General features: G+C 54.6%; 2 protein-coding genes and 1 pseudogene. All 3 read left to right on the top strand.

Annotation, left to right across the window (positions count from 1 at the left end):
• Nucleotides 1–402, top strand: a 402-nt coding sequence (locus ACR0IO_RS22865) for a PhnD/SsuA/transferrin family substrate-binding protein (protein WP_480745123.1), incomplete at its 5' end; no start/stop codon positions are given.
• Nucleotides 403–478: 76 nt separating this feature from the next.
• Nucleotides 479–1,354: a phosphonate ABC transporter, permease protein PhnE gene (gene phnE, locus ACR0IO_RS22860; protein WP_480745121.1), complete on the top strand. Its 876-nt coding sequence runs from the start codon at nucleotides 479–481 to the stop codon at nucleotides 1,352–1,354.
• Between the two features lie 7 nt (nucleotides 1,355–1,361).
• Nucleotides 1,362–1,789: pseudogene (locus ACR0IO_RS22855) on the top strand (phosphonate ABC transporter, permease protein PhnE); the annotation flags it as partial.

Here is a 1,789-nt window from a genome sequence, read left to right as displayed (position 1 = left end):
TTCTTTGGTGATGTGGCATTCACAGGCGGTCACGAGCAGACAATCATCGCCGTAAACAATGGCGACATTGATGCAGGCGTTACTTGGGCCGATGGTTTGGGCAACTGGGAAGACGGCTACAACTCGGGCGCGTTGCGCCGCGCGGTTGATGCAGGTCTGGTTGACATGAACGACTTGGTTGAAATCTGGCGCTCTAAGCCAATTCCAGAAGGCCCTGTCGTTCTGCGTCAATCGCTGCCTGACGATGTAAAGGCGACTGTAACCGAACTTTTGGCCAATCTGCACGAAACAGATGAGGCCTGCGCTTATGGCGTGGCGGCAGGTGAAACCGCAGGTTTCGCACCCATCAGCCACGAAGCCTATGAGACCATCATCGCTGTGCGTTTGGCACAAGGTAACTAAGCCCTTGTTGCACACTGGTGCATGACATTGGGGGGTGCGCAGATTTGCGCGCCCCCATCTTCAAGAAAGGTTGACCATGACCGATATCACCTCATCCCAGATCGATCGGGAAAGACGTGAAACAGTGCGCGAAGATTATCTGCAGATGACGCAGCGCCGCCGTCTCTATTCAGGTCTGCTCATTTTGATCTTTGCGGTGATGTTGATTTCTGGCTTCTCTATTGCAGAAGATCGCAATGCAGGTGGTTTCTGGGACGGTCTACATCGCCTTTTTGATTTCCCTGCTGATCTGATTTCTGAGGCGATTGAAAAAGCAGCAAACCTGCCTGGCCATATGGTGGATGCACTGCCTGCTTTGATTGAGACGCTTAACATTGCGGCGGTCGCGACTTTGCTTGGCTGCGCGGGTGGGGTGGTGTTCTCGCTCTTGGGCACGCGCGGGCTGGCCTATTGGCCGCGTCTGATCCCGTTCTTTCGCCGTATCACCGACATCTTGCGCGCGATCCCTGAGGTTGTGGTGGCATTGGTGCTGATTTTCATCATGGGTGGTGGCCCTGTGCCTGCAATGATTGCCATCGCGCTGCATACGATGGGTGCCATGGGCAAATTGTTTTCTGAGGTGACTGAAAACACGGACATGAAACCTGTCGAAGGGTTGCAGTCTGTCGGTGCAAATTGGGGTCAACGGATTTGGTTGGGTGTCATCCCACAGGTTTTGCCCAATTACCTCAGCTATGGGTTGCTGCGCTTTGAGATCAATATCCGCGCGTCAGCCATCCTTGGTTTTGTGGGCGCGGGTGGCATTGGCTACGAGCTGAAAAACGCGCTGACGTTCGGGCAGGGCAAGTTCGATGAGGCCGCCGCCGTTTTCGTGATCCTGTTTTTGACCATTGTCGCGGTTGATCAGCTCTCAAGCAGCCTGCGCAATTATTTGACCAAGGGGACGTTCTGATATGGTCATGGCTACCCAAGATGTTGCGGCTTTGCGTGCCTCCGAAATCCGCCGCATTGGGCGCAAGAAACTATTTGGTTTTGCGATCCCAGCGGTGATCTTGGCCTATGCGGTCTATGTCTTTTTTGCCTTTGACATTCTGGGTCTGGCAGAACGGGCGCGGATGGATAACGCGGCGGTGTTGGTGTCGGATGCGGTCAGCTATAAAACCCATGTCACGCGCGATAATCGCTCAGGCGAGATCACGGTCGCCATTGAAGGTTCACGCCGTGCCACCTATGCGCCTGATCAAATCCCCGCTTGGGCCGAAGTGGCAGGCCACACAGCCGAAATCGAACTGCGCCATGGGCATCGCGTGACCTATGCTGGGCCGCTGATCACCTATCACCATCCTGAATTTGGCGACATTGTCATTGATACCGCAAATGGGGTTGA

This window comes from Ruegeria sp. CE12 (genome assembly GCF_056537525.1).
The sequence above is the reverse complement of the archived record's forward strand: the minus strand, read 5'-3'. Positions and strand labels throughout refer to the sequence as shown.